Source organism: Comamonas halotolerans, assembly GCF_030162935.1.
Classification (GTDB): domain Bacteria; phylum Pseudomonadota; class Gammaproteobacteria; order Burkholderiales; family Burkholderiaceae_C; genus Comamonas; species Comamonas halotolerans.
The window spans coordinates 38,060-54,367 of sequence record NZ_JASAUZ010000023.1 but is presented as its reverse complement, the minus strand read 5'-3'; the positions used below and the strand labels follow the sequence as shown (position 1 = coordinate 54,367).

The following is a 16,308-nucleotide window of genomic DNA, read 5'->3' as shown; positions in this document are numbered from 1 at the left end:
AAAGCCTCGCCTGTCATGAAAGCTGGAGCAGTATTGTGACTGCGAGAGCTAATGTTGCCTGCTTTGTGTGCAGCTTAAGGGCTGCTGAGTGAAAACAAGGGCTTAGCACGGGATATGCTGATTGTCACAAAAGTTGTCCACAGCTTTGTCCATAGGTTTCGTGGAGAAGCTAGGGTTTGTACTTACATTAAATGATTGCCGCGTTTAAGTCGTCTGTTTGACAAACGGCAGGATGCAGGCTGTGACCACCCCCCAGACTTCCAATGTGTTTTCCATGCCAAAGGTGATGCGTGGATAGGCATCATTGGCAGGGTGCAGCTCGCAGCAACCATCACGACGGTACAACTGCTTGACTGTGAATTCTCCATCCACGATGGCCACCACAATGTCTCCATGTTTGGCAGATAAAGAGCGGTCAACCGTAATCAGGCAACCATCACGGATGCCTGCATCTTGCATGCTGTCGCCCCGCACACGCATGATGAAAGTCGAGACAGGACGTGGCGCAATATGCGCCATCAGATCAAATAGTTTCCCCGGCACATCGTCTGCGGGACTGGGAAAGCCGCAGCGCACGCTGGCTTCGATGAAGGGCAGTTGCAGCGACGTCGTCGCTGGCAGGATGGGGCAGGAAAGATGAAGGGAATCAGTCATAAAGCGGTGTGTGATCAGGCTTGGGCAATCGGCAAGTCCCCATATTTCATGGTGTAGAGCGGGCTGAGCCGGGCCTGCTTCATACGCCAGCCTGCGATGTCCTGATGAGGAAGGCCGTTGCTGGCCAGATGAATCGTGTTGTTGCCAAAGCGCTGATTGATGGCATCAATCGTGGGCATGAGCTGCGCATGCCGGGACATCTGACCGGTATCTTCAAACAAGTCGGCATTGCGCGATTGGCTGCATGGCACCAGGTCCAGCAAGATCACCCCAGCCTTACTCAGTTTGTGGCCAGCCTGGTAAAAGCTATGCACGGCACGCGTGGCGGCTTCAACAATGGCATAGCTGTCATTGCAGGGCTGCGGCAACGCAATGGTGCGCGCGCCATGCCAAGGGCGCTCGTTGCGAAACGGTGAGGTATACGCAAACACATGCACTTGGCAAGCCAGCAGTCCAGATTGGCGAGATTTTTCTGCAGCCCGCGAGGCATAAGTGCTGACGGCTTCCAGCAGCGGCTGCATGTCGTCAATGGCATGCCCAAAACTGCGGGTGCAGGCGATTTGCTGCTTGGCGGCGGGGGCGTTTTCCAGTGTCAGGCAGGGTATGCCTTGAAGTTCGCGAACCGTGCGCTCCAGCACCACACCTGCAATACGACGCGCGCTTGGAGCTGGTAGTTGCATCAAATCCGAAGCCGTGAAGCACCCATAGACGGCAAGGCGCTGTGCCAAGCGTTTGCCAATGCCCCACACTTCGCTGGCGGGTGTCTCGCGCAGCAAGCATTGTTGCTGCGCGGACGATAGCTCTTGCCAGTTGCACACTGGTGCCTGATAGGCTGGATGGGTGTGGTGTCCCCTGCGTTCAGCGGATTTGGCCCAGTGATTGCACAGTTTTGCCAGGGTCTTGCTGGGAGCAATGCCCACACAGCAAGGAATGCTTAGGCAACGCTCAATACGCTGACGAATGGCTAGGGCGCGTTGTGTGAGTTGCGCAATGCCTTCGAGTCCACCGATAAAGCTTTCATCAATGGAGTAAATCTCTTGTTGTGGTCCCAGCGCCGCAGCCAGACGCATCATGCGTGTGCTCATGTCTCCATAGAGCGCAAAGTTGGCAGACAGCGCGGTCACATCTTTGGTCGCTAAATCTGCTTGGATTTGATAGAAGGGCTGGCCCATTTTGATGCCTGCACTTTTGGCTTCTTCGCTGCGCGAGATCACACAACCATCGTTGTTCGAAAGCACCACCACGGCGCGACCACGCAAACGCGGGTTGAAAGCGCGTTCGCAGGAAACGTAGAAATTGTTGCCATCGATCAGTGCAAACATGCCAATACTGTACATCTGTACAGTTGTTTGCGATCGTAAATTCGCCCTAGTCCAAGCTGTGCTACTGTCTTGCGAGCAGTGTGGAATGGGATAACTTGGATTTGTATTGGATGCTGTGTTTAGGGAAGTTCGTCAGAAGGGAATGGCTGCTGAAGCGGCGTTCCATGGTATTTGCCAACATGGCTGTATCGACGCCTGTGCCATCCTTTTGCACTTATAGCTCGGCACGCTATGGTCTCTCGGGGGTCATATTTCCAGGCAAATTTGTTTGTCGCAGCCTGTGCAATTCGGGTACTGATGCGACCACTTGCCCTGTACCCACGGCAACCAGCTTCGCTACGCGTTAATGCAAGCTGCTCGATACGCTGTCCTGGCATGCCGTGAGAAGCATACGCATGCCTGGTTGGGGTGCCTGGTGAACTCACGCGGCCTTCTTGATAATTGATCAAGGCTTGCGGCGCCGCCCCCTGCAGGTGAACTCGACCCTCTTTGAGGCCAAGCCACGCGCGCAATCCTGTGACTATCTCAAAAATGAGAGATGGTACTTGTCCAGAGGAGGGGGGAAGCTCGATACCTACTCGCTATTTAGGAGCGGCAATTCACATCAGCCCTCTGATGCTGAATTGCTCATGCGTGCATGAGCCACCAGCTTGTCCAGGATAGTGTCGAGTTGTTGGGCTTCTTTGGCGTTCAAGCAGGATGTGATTTCCTGGTTGCGGCGTGTGACAAGTCGCATGGTGCGCTCCCATACTTTTTGGCCTTCAGCGGTCAGGTTCAAGAGCACACCGCGGCCGTCCGTTGGGCTGCTGACTTTGAGAATCAGCGCTTTCTCTACCAGTGCCTGTGCTGCGCGGCTTGCTTGGGCTTTGTCCAGATTGGCACTGCGTGCCAAATCTTTGACCGAGAGTGGAGCGAAGTTGCCAATCGCAGCCAAACAACGCGCCTCATGGGCAGGAATGCCTGACTCTTGCTCATACGCGGTTTGCGTGATGCGGTCAGCCAGCTTCATCAGAGTATGCAAACGGTGGGTATAGGTGCGGTCTAGAGGGACCCATTCTTGGTGATCGCGTGAATACATGGCCGCTACTATTCAAATAAAAAGCCTGCCCACAGTGGACAGGCCTGGAAATGCTCTCATTTTCGCCGGGCTATGGTGTGATGCACAAGCGCAGTAATTGCGCGTGCAATCAGTCCAGCTTGATTTGGCTGGTTTCAATCACTTGGCGCCATTTTGTTCGCTCTGAAGTGGCATAAGCGTCCATTTCTTGGGCTGTGCTGGGCGTAACCTCCAGCGCCATTCCTTCAAGCTTGGCTTTGATTTCAGGCTTCTTCAGCGCGCCTTGCAGGGCATCTGACAATTTGGCGATACGGTCTTTGGGGGTTGCTGAGGGTGCCACGATGCCTTGCCACGCATAAGCTTCAAAACCTTTCAGACCTTGCTCGTCCAGCGTAGGCACATCGGGCAATGTGGGCAGGCGAGCAGGGCTTGCCACTGCAATGGCGCGGATCTTGCCTCCTTGCACGTGCTGCAGACCAGCAGCGCTGTCGACAAACATGAACGGAAGCTGTCCTGTCACCACGTCTTGCACTGCAGGTGCTGAACCGCGGTAGGGGACATGCACAAAGTTCAACCCGCTTTTTGCACGCAGCATTTCCACAGCAAGGTGGTGGGGGCTGCCTGCCCCTGGCGTTCCGTAAGACACTCCTTGGGTTTGCTGTTTGGCCCAGTTAACGAATTCTGCATAGTTTTTAACTGGGAGATTGCTGTTGGTGACAAGCAGCATGGGAAAGCGCACCAGCAAGCCGACTGAAGTGAAGTCTTTTTCAGCGCTGTAGCTGAGCTTTTTATAGAGGTAGGGATTGGCGGCCAGGGTGCCTGTGTCGCCCGTCAAGATGGTGTAGCCGTCAGCGCGTGCGCGCGCAACGATGTCTGCGCCGATGTTGGTGGCCGCGCCCGGCTTGTTAGAGACGATGACGGATTGGCCCAGCGCCTTGCCAATGGGCTCGCTCAGTACGCGCGCCACGACGTCGGTGCCCCCTCCTGCGGCGTAAGGGACAACCCATTCAATAGGCTTGCTGGGGTAAGTGTCAGCCCATGCCGTGAACGGCAAGAGCATGGAGGAAATGACAAGGCTGCGTCTGGTGAAAGACATGGGGAAAGTCTCCGTGGAGCACCTCAAGGCACTCGTTTTTTATGGATCTAAAAATGTTGTCTGATGGTGGCAACACGTCGACTTTAGTGAAGAAGGTTGCGTGCGCAACCAAGAGGTTTCCCCAGTTTTTTATTGGTTCGTTGATTTTTGGAGTGGAAAAATGAAAGTAAATGGTATAGCCGAACTTCTGGCTATTAAATCCAATCAATGGCACCTTATGGCCTTAGGGATCAGGCAGTTTGTCTTCAGGCGGATAAAGGCACTGCGCTGGTGCATTTGATTTCATCCATGCACACACTTGATCGCACAGCGGCAACGCCAGGCAAGCGCATCAGCGTGCCCGTCAAGAAACGTGACAGCGAAGGCAGATCGCGTGCAGTGACTTTGAGCACATAGTCGAAGTCACCGGTGACGGAGTAGCACTCCAGCACTTCGGGCAATTGGCGTACATGCACCAAAAATTGCTCCAATTCACGCACATGACTTCGCTCCATGGATACATGGATAAAGGCTGTCACCGACCAGCCCAGCGCTGCAGCTTCGAGCCGGGTTTCATAGGCGCGAATCAAACCCAACGCTTCCAGACGTTTGTGGCGACGATGGCATTGCGCAGGGGAAAGTTGCACAGCTTGTGCCAGCTCAATGTTGGTAGCACGCGCATGCGCCTGGAGATGGTCCAGAATTTTCAGGTCGATACGGTCAAGTGTGCTTGTTGTCTCAGTCATATGAAATCTTGTCTCTCTAAATTGGGTTTTTTGTGATTTTTATCTCTTCTTTAAGGGGAAACGAGGGCTTCAAATAAAAGCTCTTTGTATCCCTGAGTTTTTAGAATTTTCCTCTGAATTTGATCACTGACAAGCTCTTTTTGACGGCTGTTTGGTAATTCAAAAGGATGAAATATTTTTGCGCCAAATGAGTGAAGTCTTGCCAGTCAGTGGTGTTCGAAACAAGGAGACAAAAATGACCGGTTTGCATGACAACCCCATGGGACTGTGCGGCTTTGAATTTGTAGAGTTTGCTTCCCCGCAAGCCAATGTTCTGGAGCCCTGGTTTGAACGAATGGGCTTTACCCTGGTGGCCAAGCATCGCTCCAAAAATGTTGTGCTCTATCGCCAGGGCGATATCAACTTCATCGTGAATCGCGAGCCCAAAAGTATCGCCAGCTACTTCGCTGCAGAGCATGGGCCTAGCGCATGTGGGCTGGCCTTCCGAGTCAAAGATGCCCACTACGCTTACCAGCGTGCGCTGGAGCTGGGTGCACAACCCATCGAGATTCCGACAGGCCCCATGGAGCTGCGCCTGCCTGCTATCAAAGGTATTGGTGGTGCACCGCTGTACCTGATTGACCGTTTTGAAGATGGAAAGAGTATTTACGACATCGACTTTGAGTTCATCGAAGGCGTTGGCCGTCACCCCGCAGGACATGGTTTTAAGCTGATTGACCACCTTACGCACAATGTTTACAAGGGGCGTATGGCGTTTTGGGCGGAATTTTATGAGTCATTGTTCAACTTCCGCGAGATTCGTTACTTTGACATCAAGGGTGAATACACCGGACTGACATCAAAGGCCATGACGGCGCCTGATGGGCTGATCCGCATTCCGCTCAATGAAGAGTCGGGCAAGAACGGCGGGCAGATTGAAGAGTTTCTGATGCAGTTCAATGGCGAGGGTATCCAGCACATTGCCTTGCTGACTGATGACTTGATCGCCAGCGTAGACGCCTTGCAAATGGCGGGCGTGCCTTTGATGACTGCACCCAACGACATTTATTACGAAATGCTGCAAGAGCGCTTGCCTGGTCACAATGAGCCGGTGCCCGAGCTGCAAGCGCGTGGGATTTTGATGGATGGATCGACTGCGAACGGAGAAAAGCGCTTGCTGCTGCAAATTTTCTCGCAGCCCATGCTGGGGCCGGTGTTTTTTGAGTTCATCCAGCGCAAAAACGATGAAGGTTTTGGGGAGGGCAATTTCAAGGCCTTGTTCGAATCGCTGGAGCGTGACCAGATTCGCCGTGGCGCACTGGCAGTTGATAGTGAATAAGGAAAATGCATAAAGCCTAGCAATAGAAAAGGGCTGCAGCAGTGCAGCCCTTTTCTTTGGAGTGGTCGTTGCTATTTGGGAGCAGGTGCATCCGGCTGCCGCCATGGTGATGCCTTGGCAAAAGCCTCCAGTGTTGCGCAGTGGGCATCAATGGCTGAAATAAGCGGCCAGCGTGATAGGTCTACCTTGAAGCGGCGGGCGCTTTCCACCTGGGGAATCAGATAGACATCAGCGACTGTTGGGGCGTTGCCCCAGCTGAAGGCGCCGCGGTGGGGCTGTTGCGCCAGCAAGGCCTCGTAGGCATCAAAGCCAGCGGTGATCCAGTGACCACACCATGCATTGACAGCCGCCTCATCGGCACCGAATTGCTGGCGCAGATACTGCAGGATGCGGCGGTTGTTGACGGGGTGGATGTCGCAAGCCACCAGCGCCGCCAGCGCACGCACCTGGGCGCGGGCATGGGGATCAGAGGGCAGCAGGGGCGGGTCTGGATAGCGCTCTTCCAGCCATTCGATGATGGCTGGTGACTGCGTCAGCACTTCGCCGCTGTCCAGGACCAGGGCAGGCACCAGACCCTGTGGATTGATGGCGGTGAACTCTGCTTGCAGGTGGTCTTCGGCCAGTAGGTCCACAGGAATGTATTCGGCTGCCACCCCTTTGAGGTTGAGCGCAATGCGAAGGCGGTGCGAGGTTCCACTGCGAAAGTAGTTGTAATGCTTCATTCACTGCCTCTCGCGCTCAAACGGGCTGCTTGGCAGGCAGCACGGTGCCCCGGCATTCGCCAAAGCCGATGCGTGCAAAGCCTTGTTTTTCACACCAGCCGCGCAGCACGATGGCATCACCGTCTTCAAGGAAGGTGCGCTTTTCGCCATTGGGTAATTGGATGGGGTGCTTGCCGCCACTGGTCAGCTCAATCAAGGCACCAGCCTGATCAAGGGTGGGGCCGGACAAGGTGCCGCTGCCCAGCAGGTCACCAGGCTGGAGGTTGCAGCCATTGACCGTGTGGTGCGTGACCATTTGCGCCATGGTCCAGTAGGCATGGCGGTAGCTGGTCAGGCACAGGCGTGTTTCAGACTTCGGATCCTGCTCGCGCATCTGCCGGGTTTGCAGGCCTACCTCCAGCTGGATGTCGAGGGCGCCCTGGTTGCGGTTGGCCTCGCTGTCCAGATAGGGCAGGGGCTGCGGATTTTCTGCTGGGCGCTGCAGGGCGGCGCGGTAGGGCGCCAATGCTTCCAGCGTAACCACCCAGGGAGAAATGGTGGACGCAAAGTTCTTGGCCAGGAACGGGCCCAGGGGCTGATACTCCCAGGCCTGGATGTCGCGGGCCGACCAGTCGTTGAGCAGGCAGATGCCGAAGACATGATCTTCGGCCTGGTCAATAGAGACAGGACTGCCCAGCTCATTGCCCTGACCGATGAACACGCCCAGCTCCAGCTCGATGTCCAGCCGCTTGCTGGGTGCCAGCACGGGGGCATCTGCATCAGGCGCCTTGATCTGTCCGCAGGGGCGCGCAAACGCCTGCCCTGAGACCGCAATGCTGGAAGCGCGGCCATGGTAGCCAATCGGCACCCAATGGTAGTTGGGCATCAATGGATTGTCTGGGCGAAAGAGGCGGCCGATGTTGGTGGCATGGTAGATCGAGGTGTAGAAGTCGGTGTAGTCACCGATCTGCGCTGGCAGGCCGTATTCAACCTCGGCCTGCGCCACCAGGCAAGCCTGCAAGGCAGACTGCTCAGCCGCCCCCTCGCGCAAGGCACGCGACAGGGCCAGGCGCAGGGCGCTCCAGTGGGTTTTGCCCAGCGCCATGAGGGCGTTGAGCGTGGGCTGGCAGGCCGCTTGCAGGGCCTGTGTGGCATCTCCTGCAAAGACGCCAGTGCGGGCTGCTGCTGTCAGGTCCAGCACCTGGCTGCCAATGGCAACGCCCACGCGCATGGTCTCGTTGCTACCCTTGCGCCTGAAGCTGGCAAAGGGCAGGTTTTGTATGGGGAAGTCGCAACCGGCCTGGTTGGCGCAGGCTACCCAGCTACGCAGTTCGGGGTCATAGGTTTCGTTCAGGAGTGTGGTCATCGTTGGCACTTCAAACACGGGGCATAAAAACACAAGCCGCAGTGGCCGTGACGGCGCGCACTGCGGGTCAAATCAACAAGTGCTGGGGCAGTCTTACTGCTTGCTCAGGCTGCCGTCATGCATCCAGGCAGCGTGCCGCGGTGCACGCTTGGTCTGGCTCCACTCCTCGAGCATGGCCCATTTCACTTCATCGAGCTTTTGGTACATCTCTGGAGTGCCCACTTCGGCGGCCAGCTCAATACGGTGACCATTGGGATCAAAGAAGTAAATGGAGTGAAACAGGGTGTGATTCACAGGGCCGATGACGGAAATGCCTGCCGCCTGCAGACGTTCTTTGGTGGCTACCAGCACGTCCATCGATTCCACACGCAAAGCCAGGTGCTGCACCCAGGCCGGGGTATTGGTGTCGCGGCCCATTTCGGGCTGTGTGGGCAGCTCAAAGAATGCGAGGATGTTCTCGTTGCCTGCATCCAGGAAGATGTGCATATAGGGATCAGGCGCTTTGGTGGAAGGCACTTCGTTTTCGGCAATGGCCAGCACGAACTTCATGTCCAGGTGCTGGGTGTACCACTCGACGGTCTCTTTGGCGTCTTTGCAGCGGTAGGCGACATGGTGGATTTTTTGAATCAGCATGCTTGTCTCCTTGATATCGGGCTGATGTTCATAGATTTACAGGTCCTTGAGTGCATTGGCAATATGCTGCTCCAGGGGGGCCACATGGCCGATGGCATGGGCTTGCACAAAAGCCAGCTTGAGCAGGAAAAGCTCGGTTTTCTCGGGGCCAGCCTGATCAATGGCTTGCGCCAATGTGTCATACATGGCTTCGACCGTCGCTATGTCCGGTGCTTGTGGGTTGCGGGTCATCGGATCTGCTCCTAAGCGGTCTAGCATTTTTGTAAATGGTCAAAAGTGGATTGCAGGCGCAACGCATCCAGTTGCCGCCAGCGCGCGCAGACATGCTGGTCGGGGCGCAGCAAATAGGCGCAGCCTTCATTGATGGCGCCATAACGCTGGTGCATGCGGCCTTCCGGGTCGATTAAGGTCTGGGATGCACCCGCCACTGCGGCGTTGCCGCTGCGGCGAATCGCAGTGACGCGCACCGGCCAGCCGTGCTCTTGAAGCTGCGCCAGCGTCTGCACCATCGCTTCTGGCAGGGCATCACGCTGCGTGAAGTACAAAAGATCGAAGCAACCGCCAATATGGTCCAACAGAAACTCTTCGCAGCCGAGCCGAATATTTTGCGCAGGAGCGCCGTTTTCCAGACCACCGCTGAACAGCATGTTGTCGTCATGAGGACTGTTGAGTTGCGAATCCGCATAGACATGCGGTCGCGAGGTGCGCCAGTGATAGAGGGGGCGCACGAAATCCTGACTGAGGGACAGTGACAGCACGGCATCACGCATGAGCCGGAAGCCTTTGGTCTGCGGAGTCATGAAGCGGGTGCTCTTGCCGGCTTCATCAATGATTTCACGCGCCGCGCCCACCCGTTCGCGGCTGTAATTGTCAAGCAGCCTGACTTGGGCCTTGCCGTGCACCACCATGGCCAGATGCCAGGCCAGCGATTGCGCGTCCTGGAAAGCGGTATTTGCGCCGCGCACGCCAAAGATGGGCAGCAGGTGGGCTGCATCGCCCGTAAAGAGCGTGCGACCATAGCGGTACTGGGGCAGGGTCAGGGTGCGAGCAGAGTAGACAGAGGACCAGTCCATCTCCCATGCAATGCCTGGGTAGCCAATCATCGCTAGTTGTGCATCAATCCGCGCTTTCAAAGAGGCTGGTTCCAGCGCCTGTTCAGGCGTCTCACCCGGCGGCAACTGGTAGTCCAGACGCCAGATGCCGTGTGGCTCGCGGTGCATCAGGATGGTGTTGCCAGGGTTCCATTCTGGATCGAAGAATGCCAAACGCTCAGTAGGCAAGGGTAGGTCCACTTTGATGTCAGCAATGACGAAGAAGCCTTCGTACGAGGAGCCTTGCATCTTCAAGCCCATGGACTGCCTGATGCCAGAGCGCCCACCATCAGCTGCAATCAGCCAGTCTGTTTGCAGGGCGTAAGCACCTTCAGGGGTGTCCACTTCCACCGTGACGGTGTCGTTTTCTTGCGAGGTGCTCAATACCTTGTTGCCCCAGCGGAAATCGATCAGCGGCGAGGCCTCGCACGCTTCCAACAAGTACTGCTCCATGTATTGCTGCTGGATATTCAGCATGGGGGGGAAGCGATCATCAGGATCATGCGGTGCCTCCATGCGGAATACACGCTGGCCTCGGTAGAAAGAGTTGCCGAATTGCCAGCTCAGCCCGGACTTGAGCATGCGATCTGCCACTCCGACCTGTTGCAGGATTTCCATGCTGCGACGGGTGAATACGATGGCGCGGCTGCCCTCTGACACCTGTAACTCTGACTCGAGCACTACGCTGCGCACACCCTGGCGCGACAGCTCCAGCGCCGTGACCATGCCCGCCGGGCCGCTGCCAACAATGACAACCTGCTTGCGTGATTGAGGGCCGTGCTCACCGGGCAGCCAAGGCTTGAAAACCTGGTAGTTGTAGTAGATCGATTTGCGCGGTATGGCTGTGGGGGAGTGCATGGTGGTAAGCGGCGAACGAATGCATTGATAAATGTCTAGCAATGCGTAAATAGTTGCATGAGCAACTATTTATTCGAATCGGTGCTTACCCTCGTGGAAGTAAAAAATTTATCTCACAGGCTTTGTTGGACCGGTGGCAAGCTGGTCCACTGCCTTTAGAAGCTTTAGGAAAAACCAATCTGTGCTGAATTCTGAGATCGAGAGTAGAGGTTGAAAGAGTCTGAACGGGCGCGCCATGGAGGTTGAGTATGGATACGGACGCGATAAGTTTTTTGGAGCATTTTTGACGCTCAAATGGCAATCCCACTGCTCGTTCCTGTTGCGCCACAGCAGCCAGTTTGTAATGCAATAACGTCTCATGCCAGCATTTCATGAAAAGATCTTTCCCGCACCATCGACTGCGACTGCAATAGAACTTGCTTGCGGCGAAGGGCTTGGCAGGTTGCGATCCACCACGCACAAGTTTGGGCTCAAGAGCAGTTTTTAGACGCTAGGCAGAGATTTGACGGTGAAGTGCGGAGCACTGTCTTGGTCGTTGGGGTGGACACCAAGCACATCCGCGAGGGTGTAGCAGTCCAGGTGCTGCCAAAATGCTTTCAATGCGCCGTTGAGGATCCAGGTCAGGGAGCAATTGCCAGTCAGCTTGCACTGACTGTTCTTGCCCAGGCATTCCACCAATGCGAAGTCTGGCTCAATGCTGCGGACCACGGCGCCGAGGTTGATGAGTTCCGGTGCCTTGCCCAGATGGAGACCACCATTCTTTCCTCGAACGGTGGTGATCCAGCCTTGCTGTGCCAGCAACTGTGAAACCTTCATCAAGTGCGCTTGCGAGATGTCAAAAGCCTTGGCAATCTCACCGATGGTGCACAGTCGCTCTGTGTTGGAGCCTGCGTAAATCAGAACCCGCAAAGCGTAGTCGGTGAGAGCGGTGAGGCGCATGACAATGTAGGGTGGCTTAAGAACGTGAGAGGTTGATCGGCTTGCCGGGGCGTTTGTCCACACGAGGACGGGTCATCATGGGGATGAAGCGCACCAGATAAATGGCAAATGCAAGCATCCAGCAAGTGGCGCTGGCATGCAGCCAGGCCATGGTAGCGGTGTTTGTGCTGAGTGCGCATACGCGCAAGATGATCGCGATCAGAAGAAGTGCAAATGCTGTCACCATGGCTTTGTCTGCGCGCAGCAGACGTCCGGTATGGCCCAGTGCCGTGCGAGTGATCATTCCAAGAATCAATGCAGCAAAGCCTGCCATGGCAATCAGGTGCACAGGCCAAGACAGTCTGCTGCTCCAGTCCAAGGTGTAGGCTGCAGCAGCAGCCAGTCCCAAGCCGAGTCCCAAATAGCCAAGGTAAAGAATCCAAAGCAGTGGCGTGCCGAGGACAGCCCAGGGTTTCCAGCTCACAAGATGCCATAGCGTGATCAAGGATGCAGCAGTGAACAGCAGGGCAGAAACGGTATTGAAGTCAAAAAGCCAGCTGGCGATGGCGAGTGCTGCACAGCCTGCTTGCCATTGACCGCTGCGTGTATGCCTGTTGAGCTCGAGGCCACTCACTGCACGGCTTGCAAAAAAGGGAATCACGCGTCGTGCCACGATGAGGGTGAGGGTGAGCATGCACAACATGCCTGCAAACAAGTGGTGCATCAGAGTGCTGTAATCCCATTGCATCCAGCAGGCATAAAGAAATGCTGCATTGGCCAGCCCCATGCCTAGTACCAAAGCTGGTAGCGCATAGTTGTGCTGGCTTTGTGCACGCCAAAGGCAGCGTGCCACTGCATATGTTGCCGCGCAAAAAAAGAGGCTTTCTGCTGCGCAGGCCATACCAAATGCGAGTGGGTGGGGTAAGAGATAACCGATGCGGGCGATAAGCCACAGGCAGGCCAGAGCGCCCAGTGCTTTGCCGTGCAAGGGGTTGATACCTGTCCAGTTATTGGTGGCGGTGAGTAAAAAGCCCACGGCAATGGCGGCGACAAAGCCCCAGAGCATTTCATGCGCATGCCAGAACACGCCCGAAAGTATGCCTTGCAGCCAATGAGGGGCAAACACCCAAAAACCGACGCCCACAATGGCCCAGATCGCGCCACCTAGGTAAAGCGGGCGAAACCCCAGTTCTAGAAAGTCACGCCAGGATGCATTGGAAGAAGCATGTTTCAGGGATGGCTCTTCAATTTTCAGAAGGCTTTTCATTGCGGAAGCTTCAGGAATTTCAAAATATTCCTCAAGAATACATATTTCCCGAGTAAATAACAGGGGGTATGGTGATTTATTTGACGTGAATCAAATAACTATTCAGTCTTGGAGCTGTGAGGCAATGCATCAAGAAACATTGCTTATAAATTCGTGGAGAATTAATTGATACTGCTCACTTGCTTTTCTATTTTTTTAAGTAAAGAAATATGAAATTCAAATATCGATTTGATATTCATCAATTCGGGTTGAGCGGAAGGCAAATAGAGTGCAGTCAATACCCACGGTAGCTGTGTGATTGAGCAGGATGGTTGGATGGGTTCTTGGTGCTTCACACAGCGCGCAGTCCTCCAGAAAGGTGGCCCATGTCTGATAAAAAAAATACTTCCACGCGCAAAGAAGAGGTTCGAAGCTTTGCATTCCTCACCATCGTCATGGCTCCTGTGCTGGCGGGAGTGATCATTGCTGCTTATGGCTTCATCGTCTGGTTCTATCAGATGTTTGCCGGCCCTCCACACGCTTAAAGCAGGGATCTCATGAACGATGAACTGCATATAGCCAGTCTGGTAGTGCATGTCAGACCAGAAGCGTTGGAGCTGGTGGAAAAAGCACTGCAGGCAATGCATGACATGCAAGTACACGGGACGCACCCTGATGGCAAGTTGGTGGTCACTCTAGAGGGACCTACCGCAGCCAACATCATGGATCAGGTGGCGGACATTCGACAGATCGAGGGCGTGCTTAACGTCTCATTGGTCTACCAACACACAGAACCCCGGCAATCACTTATCAAGGGAGTCACACATGACTAGCACCCGACGCGATTTCGTTCGCCAATCTGCTGCTGCTGCCGCTGGCGCAGTTGCAGGCATTCCGATTAATGCCATCTCCCAAGAAGCAGCAGCTGCGAATGGCAGCGCTCCCATGAAGTGGTCCAAAGCACCCTGCCGATTTTGCGGGACAGGGTGTGGTGTGATGGTGGCCGTCAAGGACAACCAGGTTGTAGCAACGCAAGGTGACCCGCAAGCCGAGGTAAACCGTGGTCTGAACTGCGTCAAAGGCTACTTCTTGTCGAAGATCATGTATGGCGAGGATCGCTTGACCCAGCCATTGCTGCGCATGAAGAATGGCAAATACGCCAAGGACGGTGAATTTCAGCATGTCTCCTGGGATACCGCTTTTGACGTGATGGCCGAACAGTTCAAGAAGGCACTCAAGGAAAAAGGTCCTTCGGGTGTTGGCATGTTTGGCTCGGGCCAGTGGACGGTGTGGGAAGGCTACGCTGCCTCCAAGCTGTTCAAGGCAGGATTTCGTACCAACAACATTGACCCCAACGCACGTCACTGCATGGCCTCTGCTGTGATGGGCTTCATGCGTACCTTCGGCATGGACGAGCCCATGGGTTGTTATGACGATATTGAGGCAACAGACACGTTTGTTCTGTGGGGCTCGAACATGGCAGAGATGCACCCGGTGTTGTGGACCCGGGTGACGGACCGTCGCCTGAGTGCGCCGAACGTCAAGGTGGCAGTGCTCTCGACCTTCGAGCATCGCTCCTATGAACTGGCAGACATCGAGCTGACTTTCAAGCCGCAGACAGACCTGGCGATTCTGAACTACATCGCCAACCACATCATCACGACGGGGAAGGTGAATCAGGACTTCGTGTCCAAGCACTGCAACTTCAAGCTGGGCAATACCGACATCGGTTACGGATTGCGCCCCGAGCACCCCCTGCAAAAATCAGCCAAGAATGCTGGTGATCCCGGCGGCGCGCAGAGCATGACGTTCGAAGAGTACGCCAAGTTCGTGTCAACCTACACCCTGGACTACACGGCCAAGCTGACGGGTGTGCCAGCCAACCGTTTGCTGGAGCTGGCAGAGCTGTATGCCGACCCTAAGCGCAAGGTGGTGTCGTTCTGGACCATGGGTTTCAACCAGCACACGCGCGGTGTCTGGGCCAACAATCTGGTCTACAACATCCACTTGTTGACCGGAAAGATCGCAACGCCCGGCAACAGCCCCTTCTCGCTGACTGGTCAGCCTTCAGCCTGCGGTACAGCACGTGAAGTGGGTACCTTCTCGCACCGTCTGCCCGCAGACATGCTGGTGGCCAACCCTGAGCACCGCAAGATTGCAGAGAAGATCTGGAAGCTGCCTGAGGGCACCATCCCGGGCAAGCCCGGTTACCACGCCGTGCAGCAGCACCGCATGCTCAAGGATGGCAAGCTCAATGCTTACTGGGTGCAGGTCACCAACAATATGCAGGCTGCGGCGAACCTGGTGGAAGAAGGGTATCCGGGCTACCGTAATCCCGACAACTTCATCGTCGTCTCAGATGCTTACCCCACAGTGACGGCTGTATCTGCCGACCTGATTTTGCCTACTGCGATGTGGGTGGAAAAGGAAGGTGCCTATGGCAATGCAGAGCGTCGCACGCACTTCTGGCACCAACTCGTCAAAGCACCCGGAGAAGCGCGCTCGGACCTGTGGCAGTTGATGGAGTTTTCCAAGCGCTTCAAGATTGAAGAGGTCTGGCCACAGGAGCTGCTGGACAAGGCGCCGCACTTGCGTGGCAAGACTCTGTTTGATGTGCTGTATCGCAATGGTCAGGTGGACAAGTTCCCGGTCAGCGACATTGAGGCAGGTTACAACAATCATGAGGCAGAGCTGTTCGGCTTCTATCCGCAAAAAGGCCTGTTTGAGGAATACGCTGCGTTTGGCCGTGGCCATGGTCATGACCTGGCGCCGTTTGATACCTACCATCAGGTCCGAGGCTTGCGCTGGCCGGTGGTCAATGGCAAAGAGACGAAGTGGCGCTATCGCGAAGGTGCTGACCCCTACGTGAAGCCAGGTAGCGGTTTTGACTTCTATGGGCACAAGGACGGCAAGGCGATCATTTTCGGGCTGCCTTATGAGCCACCAGCAGAGGCGCCAGACAAGGAGTTCCCATTCTGGCTCTCCACAGGTCGCGTGCTGGAGCATTGGCACTCGGGTTCGATGACCCGCCGTGTCCCTGAGCTGCATCGCGCGGTCCCTAATGCGCTGTGTTACATGCACCCTGATGACGCCAAGGAGCTGGGGCTGCGTCGCGGCAGCGAAGTGGAGATTGCATCGCGTCGAGGCTCGATTCGCTCACGTGTGGAAACCCGTGGCCGCAACAAGCCTCCACGTGGTCTGGTGTATGTGCCATGGTTCGACGCCAGCCAGTTGATCAACAAGGTCACACTGGACGCTACCGATCCTATTTCGCTGCAGACCGATTTTAAAAAGTGTGCAGTAAAGCTCACCAAGGTCTAAGA

The 16,308-nt window shown here is 55.6% G+C and carries 16 protein-coding genes; 4 read left to right on the top strand and 12 right to left on the bottom strand.

Annotation, left to right across the window (positions count from 1 at the left end):
* Positions 1-204: 204 nt before the first annotated feature.
* From QEP11_RS10755 to QEP11_RS10735, 5 genes are all read right to left on the bottom strand, one after another.
* A complete protein-coding gene (locus QEP11_RS10755) occupies positions 205-654 on the bottom strand; it encodes a LexA family protein (protein ID WP_284336648.1) in 450 nt (149 codons plus the stop codon).
* A gap of 14 nt (positions 655-668) precedes the next feature.
* A complete protein-coding gene (locus QEP11_RS10750; protein WP_284336647.1) occupies positions 669-1,976 on the bottom strand; it encodes a Y-family DNA polymerase in 1,308 nt (435 codons plus the stop codon).
* A 604-nt stretch (positions 1,977-2,580) separates the two neighbouring features.
* Positions 2,581-3,054, bottom strand: a complete 474-nt coding sequence (locus QEP11_RS10745) for a MarR family winged helix-turn-helix transcriptional regulator (protein WP_284336646.1) — start codon at positions 3,052-3,054, stop codon at positions 2,581-2,583.
* 109 nt (positions 3,055-3,163) lie between these two features.
* Positions 3,164-4,129, bottom strand: a complete 966-nt coding sequence (locus QEP11_RS10740; protein ID WP_284336645.1) for a Bug family tripartite tricarboxylate transporter substrate binding protein — start codon at positions 4,127-4,129, stop codon at positions 3,164-3,166.
* Positions 4,130-4,374: 245 nt separating this feature from the next.
* On the bottom strand, positions 4,375-4,854 hold the full coding sequence (locus QEP11_RS10735; RefSeq protein WP_284336644.1) for an Lrp/AsnC family transcriptional regulator: 480 nt from the start codon (positions 4,852-4,854) through the stop codon (positions 4,375-4,377).
* A gap of 235 nt (positions 4,855-5,089) precedes the next feature.
* Here QEP11_RS10735 and hppD point away from each other — a divergent pair, with 235 nt between their 5' ends.
* A complete protein-coding gene (gene hppD / locus QEP11_RS10730) occupies positions 5,090-6,172 on the top strand; it encodes a 4-hydroxyphenylpyruvate dioxygenase (protein WP_284336643.1) in 1,083 nt (360 codons plus the stop codon).
* Between the two features lie 71 nt (positions 6,173-6,243).
* Here the strand turns inward: hppD and maiA are convergent, their stop codons facing one another.
* The 7 genes from maiA to QEP11_RS10695 all read right to left on the bottom strand — a co-directional run bounded on the left by maiA (position 6,244) and on the right by QEP11_RS10695 (position 13,006).
* A complete protein-coding gene (maiA, locus tag QEP11_RS10725) occupies positions 6,244-6,894 on the bottom strand; it encodes a maleylacetoacetate isomerase (RefSeq protein WP_284336642.1) in 651 nt (216 codons plus the stop codon).
* Positions 6,895-6,910: 16 nt separating this feature from the next.
* A complete protein-coding gene (gene fahA, locus QEP11_RS10720) occupies positions 6,911-8,239 on the bottom strand; it encodes a fumarylacetoacetase (protein WP_284336641.1) in 1,329 nt (442 codons plus the stop codon).
* Between the two features lie 93 nt (positions 8,240-8,332).
* Positions 8,333-8,872 (bottom strand): VOC family protein, encoded by a 540-nt coding sequence (locus QEP11_RS10715; RefSeq protein ID WP_284336640.1) that lies wholly within the window; start codon positions 8,870-8,872, stop codon positions 8,333-8,335.
* A gap of 36 nt (positions 8,873-8,908) precedes the next feature.
* On the bottom strand, positions 8,909-9,103 hold the full coding sequence (locus QEP11_RS10710) for a DUF2783 domain-containing protein (RefSeq protein ID WP_284336639.1): 195 nt from the start codon (positions 9,101-9,103) through the stop codon (positions 8,909-8,911).
* 20 nt (positions 9,104-9,123) lie between these two features.
* Positions 9,124-10,821, bottom strand: a complete 1,698-nt coding sequence (locus QEP11_RS10705; protein WP_284336638.1) for an FAD-dependent monooxygenase — start codon at positions 10,819-10,821, stop codon at positions 9,124-9,126.
* A gap of 483 nt (positions 10,822-11,304) precedes the next feature.
* Positions 11,305-11,760: an RrF2 family transcriptional regulator gene (locus QEP11_RS10700; protein ID WP_284336637.1), complete on the bottom strand. Its 456-nt coding sequence runs from the start codon at positions 11,758-11,760 to the stop codon at positions 11,305-11,307.
* Positions 11,761-11,776: 16 nt separating this feature from the next.
* Positions 11,777-13,006: an NnrS family protein gene (locus QEP11_RS10695; protein WP_284336636.1), complete on the bottom strand. Its 1,230-nt coding sequence runs from the start codon at positions 13,004-13,006 to the stop codon at positions 11,777-11,779.
* Positions 13,007-13,371: 365 nt separating this feature from the next.
* Between QEP11_RS10695 and napE the strand changes: the two genes are divergently transcribed.
* The 3 genes from napE to napA are packed head-to-tail and all read left to right on the top strand — an operon-like array spanning position 13,372 to position 16,306.
* Entirely contained in the window at positions 13,372-13,530 is a 159-nt protein-coding gene (napE, locus tag QEP11_RS10690) for a periplasmic nitrate reductase, NapE protein (protein WP_284336635.1), read from the top strand.
* 12 nt (positions 13,531-13,542) lie between these two features.
* Positions 13,543-13,818 (top strand): chaperone NapD, encoded by a 276-nt coding sequence (locus QEP11_RS10685; protein WP_284336634.1) that lies wholly within the window; start codon positions 13,543-13,545, stop codon positions 13,816-13,818.
* A complete protein-coding gene (gene napA, locus QEP11_RS10680) occupies positions 13,811-16,306 on the top strand; it encodes a periplasmic nitrate reductase subunit alpha (RefSeq protein ID WP_284336633.1) in 2,496 nt (831 codons plus the stop codon). Before QEP11_RS10685 ends, napA begins: the two co-directional genes overlap by 8 nt.
* Positions 16,307-16,308 lie beyond the last annotated feature (2 nt).